Origin of the sequence: Lactobacillus nasalidis (genome assembly GCF_016587775.1) — a bacterium.
In the GTDB taxonomy this organism is placed as follows: domain Bacteria; phylum Bacillota; class Bacilli; order Lactobacillales; family Lactobacillaceae; genus Lactobacillus; species Lactobacillus nasalidis.
Genome location: NZ_BOCG01000618.1, coordinates 1 through 5322, shown reverse-complemented (window position 1 = coordinate 5322; position 5322 = coordinate 1). Strand labels below are relative to the sequence as shown.

4 protein-coding genes and 1 pseudogene are annotated in these 5322 nt (G+C 57.1%); all 5 read left to right on the top strand.

Annotation, left to right across the window (positions count from 1 at the left end; translation table 11 throughout):
• The coding region (gene coaBC / locus lacNas_RS11595) for a bifunctional phosphopantothenoylcysteine decarboxylase/phosphopantothenate--cysteine ligase CoaBC (RefSeq protein WP_201330330.1) at positions 1-1141 on the top strand (1141 nt) is incomplete at its 5' end.
• 122 nt (positions 1142-1263) lie between these two features.
• A complete protein-coding gene (locus lacNas_RS11590) occupies positions 1264-2238 on the top strand; it encodes an amidohydrolase family protein (RefSeq protein WP_201330329.1) in 975 nt (324 codons plus the stop codon).
• Between the two features lie 2 nt (positions 2239-2240).
• Positions 2241-3191, top strand: a complete 951-nt coding sequence (locus lacNas_RS11585) for an NAD(P)-dependent oxidoreductase (RefSeq protein ID WP_201335874.1) — start codon at positions 2241-2243, stop codon at positions 3189-3191.
• 66 nt (positions 3192-3257) lie between these two features.
• Complete coding sequence (gene recQ / locus lacNas_RS11580; RefSeq protein ID WP_201331767.1) at positions 3258-5027, top strand: DNA helicase RecQ; 1770 nt, start codon at positions 3258-3260, stop codon at positions 5025-5027.
• 21 nt (positions 5028-5048) lie between these two features.
• Positions 5049-5322, top strand: a pseudogene (locus tag lacNas_RS11575) (excinuclease ABC subunit UvrA); the annotation flags it as partial.

Genomic DNA, 5322 nt, shown 5'->3' with positions numbered 1-5322 from the left:
CGTCCGCGGCCTGCAGAAGGCCGGCCACGAGGTCAGAGTGGCGATGACGGCCAACAGTGAGCACTTTGTTGGCCCGGCAACCCTGGCGGCACTGACGAAGCACCCGGTTTTGGATGACTTGTTCAGCCGCCAGAGAAGTGCTGAGATCGCGCACATTGAGCTGGCTGACTGGAGCCAGCTGGCCGTGGTCGTGCCGGCGGACGCTAACGTTATCGCGAAAATGGCGCAGGGCCTTGCTGATGATGCCGTGTCCACCACGCTTTTGGCCCTGCACTGTCCGCGCTTGATCGTGCCGGCAATGAACACTCACATGTGGGCCAATCCGGCCGTGCAGCGCAATTCGGCCTTGCTGAAGAGCGCCGGCGACCAGGTGCTGGAACCGGCGGAAGGCCTGCTGGCGGAAGGCTATGCCGGCAAGGGGCGCATGCCCGAACCGGAAGAAATCGTCTCCTGGATTCTGCAGCAGCTTGACCAGCCGGCCAAGGGACGGCGAATTGTCGTGACGGCTGGCGGCACCCTGGAAGCTATCGATCCCGTCCGCTTCATCGGCAACCGGTCAAGTGGCAAGATGGGCTTCAGACTGGCGCAAGCAGCGGCAGAACGAGGGGCTGAGGTTGATTTGATCTACGGGAACGTGTCCGTGCCCGTGCCGCAGTCTTCGCGGATCCATCCCCACCGGGCCCTGTCGACTTTGGAAATGCTGGAACAATTGCAGCAGCTTTTCCCGAAGGCCGATGCCCTCTTGATGGCAGCGGCGGTCAGCGACTGGCGGCCGAAAAAAGCGGCTGACCACAAGCTGAAGAAGCAAAAAGGAGTAGAAGAGCTGAGTCTGGATTTGGTCAAGAATCCGGACCTGCTCAAAACGGTCGCCAAGAGCAAGCAGGCCGGGCAGGTGGTCATCGGCTTTGCCGCTGAAACCAACGACCTGCTGGAAAATGCCGGCCGCAAGCTGGCTGAAAAAGGCGCCGACATCATCGTTGCCAACGACGTCAGCGGGGATGCCTTTGGCGGCGACGAAGACCAGGTAACCATCTTGGAGCAGGGCAGAGAGCTGGATCCCTGGCCGAGGATGACCAAGCAGGCAGTTGCCGGCCGCTTGATCGACCTGGCGCTTGACCGCTTAAATGAACGGCAGCAATAGAATGAATGGTCTTTTACTTGGTGAAAGACCTTTTATTTTTTTCTGAAACTTTTGCCAAACTGAACCGCTTTCATTATAATAGGTGTAAAGCAGTTCGCGAAAAATAGATTGGAAGAATGACGATGAAGAAAATCGATGCTCACCTGCACCTGGTGCGGGATTTGGCAAGCTATAAAGGCAGCGGCCGCAGCAATGCCCTGGGAAATGGCATGGTGGTCTGGGACGACGGCTTTAAGACCCGCCTGTTCCCTGAAGGCTGGGGCGACGATTCTTTCAGAGCAGAAGCGGCGCGGAAGGTAATGCGGGAGCATGACGTTGAAAAGGCGGTGCTTTTGCAAGGAAGCCTGTATGGTTTTCAGAATTATTACAGCTGGCAGGTGGCCAAGGCTGATCCTGACCATTTTATCGCTGCTTTTTCCGTGGATCCATTTGCCGGAGAAGCAGAAAAGATCGTCAAACGCCAGGTTGAAGAGCTCGGCTTCCGCGCGATCAAGCTGGAAGTCAGCCAGGCCGGCGGTTTGATGGGTTATCATGTACCTTTTGACCTGGCGGAAGATCCGCGCTTGACCCGGATTTTTGAGTATATCAGCAGCTATCCGGGCTTTGTAGTGACGATCGATTACGGCGATTTGCGCCAGGCCAGCCACCAGCCGCTTGCTTTGGCCCGTCTGGCCCGGCGCTATCCGGACCTGGACTTTGTGCTCTGCCACCTGTCTTTCCCACTGCCAGGCAGGCTGGATGAGCTGGAAAAAGAGCTGGACCTGCTGGCGCCTTTGGCCAACGTCAGTTTTGACTTGGCGGCGATGCAGGACATTGCAAGTGAGCGCACTTACCCGTATCCTTTCTGCCAGCAGGCCGTATCCCTGGCCAAGGAAGCCGTCGGGGCCGGCCGGCTCTTGTGGGGCAGCGACGGGCCGTGGTCGGCGACTTTCAATGATTACGGGCAGCTGTATTCCTGGCTGGAAGATTCAGGAATTTTTTCAGAAAAAGAACTGACGGACATCTGCTTTGCCAATGCCGAAAGGATCTATTTCAAGCCTGAGCACACGGCAGCCCTCAAAGGCAGTCACGACCCGGCAGTTGAAGAAGGAGTATAAGAATGGAAAAGGCAAAAGTTTTAGTAGCTGGTCTGACAGTCAAACAATTGCCAGAACTGGAAAAAGCCTGCGCGGTTACCTACGCGCCGGTTGAGGCAGACAAGGCCTGGTACCTGGACCACTTGGGCGAATACGACGGCTTGATTACCGGCAAGCTGCCCGTTGATAAGGACTTGCTGGCCGCGGGGGAAAAGCTCAAGATCGTTTCCGCCAGCGGGGTCGGTTTTGACCACATCGACGTTGACTACGCCAGCAGCCAGGGGATCATTGTTGCCAACTGCCCGGCCAGCGTAATGCAGCCAACTGCTGAAATGGCGTTTACCCTGCTGCTGGCTTTGAGCCGCAAGCTGGTTTTATACAACCAGGCCATGCAGGAAGGCAAGTTTTTGGACACGGCCCTGGCCCAGAACCAGGGGCAGAGTCCGGTGGGCAAGACGCTGGGAATTTTCGGCATGGGCAGAATCGGCAAGACCCTGGCCAGCTACGCGCGGACTTTCGGAATGAACATTCTCTACCACAACCGCCACCGCCTCTCAGATGATGAAGAGCACGCCCTGGGCGTCAGCTACGTTCCGCTGGCCGACCTGCTCAGCCGGGCCGATTACGTCAGCTTAAACGCTCCGGCCACGCCGGAAACCTACCACGTGATTGATGAGGCGGCCTTGAGCATGATGCAGCCAACGGCATTTTTGATCAACACTTCCCGGGGCAGCCTGGTCGATGAAGCGGCGCTTTTGCGGGCACTGAAAGGCGGCCGCATCGCCGGCGCCGGCCTGGATGTTTTTGAACAAGAGCCGGACTTTAACCGGGAATTCTGCCAGCTGGACAACGTAATTTTGACCCCACACGCCGGCAGCGCTACCCGGGAATCGCGGCGCAGCGTCTTGAAAGAGGCCAGTCACAATATTGTTTCCTTCCTGGTTGACGGAGTTCCGGTCAACCGGGTCAACTAAAAGATGCTTTTGCATCTTTTTTTGGTTATCATAGATAAAAAACAGTGAATTAAAGGGGGAGCGAGCTTGCTTGATCCACAGCAGGTTTTAAAGAAATATTTTGGCTACGACAGTTTCCGGCCGGGTCAAAGAGAAATAATCGAAAAAGTATTCCGCGGCGAAAACGTCCTGGCGGTGATGCCGACCGGGGGCGGCAAGTCCCTGTGCTACCAGATTCCAGCCTTGATGATTCCCGGAACGACCGTGGTCATTTCGCCCTTGATCTCCTTGATGAAGGACCAGGTCGACAGTCTGCGCGAATACGGCATTCCTGCCGCGGCCTTGAACAGCTCGACTGCCCAGGAAGACGTCAACCCGATCTTAAGGGCCTGCTATGAGGGAAAAATCAAGCTGCTCTACGTTACACCGGAACGCATGGAGATGGACTACTTCCGCTACCAGCTCAATTTCCTGGAGGTCAACCTGGTTGCCATTGACGAGGCCCACTGCATTTCCCAGTGGGGCCATGACTTCCGGCCGGCCTACCGCAAGCTGAAAGACGGCATCAATGCCCTGCACACGCATCCGAACGTCCTGGCGCTGACGGCCACGGCCACCAAGGCGGTCCGGGAAGACATCGGCCAGCAGCTGGATATTTCCGAGCAGAATTTTGTCATTACCAGTTTTGAAAGAAAAAATCTCCACTTCAAGCTGGTCAACGCGCCCAAAAACAGCCGGGCCTACATCGTAAACTACTTGAAGCAGCACCAGGGTGAGGCGGGAATCATCTATGCCAACACCCGGAAAAAGGTTGAGGCCTTAACTGAGTTTTTGCGCCGGGAAGGCTTTGAAGTTGCTGCCTACCATGCCGGGATGTCCAACGAAGACCGGGCCATGGTGCAAGATGACTTTCAATACGACCGCATCCCCTTGATTGTGGCCACCAACGCTTTTGGCATGGGGATCGACAAGAGCAATGTCCGTTTCGTCATTCACGCCAACAGTGCCAAAAACCTGGAGGCCTACTATCAAGAAGCCGGCCGGGCCGGCAGAGACGGGCTGGAGAGCGAGGCCGTGATGCTCTTTCACCCCAGCGACCTGCGGCAGTTCCGCTGGTTCATTGACAATTCCGAAGCAGATGAAGCCTACCGGCAGGTCCAGTACCAGAAGCTGCAGACGATCAGTGACTATGCCAACACGGACGACTGCCTCCAGCAGTTTATCGTGCGCTACTTTGGCCAGGACTGCCCGCCTTGCGGCAAGTGCAGCAACTGCTTAAGAAGCGGGGACTTCCAGGACGTGACGGCTGAGGCCAAGGCGATCATCGGCATGGTTTATGACTTGGACGGCCGCTATGGAAAGAAACTGGTTGCCCAGGCGGTTGCCGGTTCCAAGGTCAAGAAGATCAGCGAGATCGGCGCTGACGAATGCGCCCACTACGGACTTTTGAAGGGCGAAAAGCAGGCCGACATCAGCAGCCTGCTGGACTATTTGATTTCAAAGGGCTACCTGCAGCTGGTTGGCGACCGCTATCCGCTGGTGCACGTGACCAACCGGGGCTGGGACGTGCTGGATGACAAGGCCCGGGTCAAGCGCCGCCAGGAGGCCAAGCCGCAGCGCCAGGCCGCAGCAGAAGACGACCAGGAGCTGTTTGAAGCGCTCAGAAAGACCAGACGCGCCCTGGCGCAGAAGCGGGGCGTGCCGCCTTTTGTCATCTTTTCAGACCGCTCTCTTAGGGACATGGCGGCCATGAAGCCGCAGACCCCGGAAGAATTCCTCCAGTGCAGCGGGGTCGGGGATGCCAAGCTGGCCAATTACGGGGCGACCATGATGGCCGTCATCAAGAAATACGCGTAGCATGAGAAAGCAGGTGGAAGATTGGTCGATCATATTGAGGTGCGCGGTGCCCGCGTGCACAATCTGAAAAATATCGATGTTGATATTCCTTTAAACAAGATTACGGGGATTGCCGGTGTTTCGGGATCCGGCAAATCGTCTTTAGCTTTGGGAATCCTGTATGCTGAAGGCTCCAGGCGCTATCTGGAGTCGCTGTCGACCTATACCCGCCGGCGGATGACCCAGGCAGCCAAGGCTGACGTTGACGCGGTGCGCTATATTCCGGCGGCCCTGGCCCTGCACCAGCGCCCGGGCG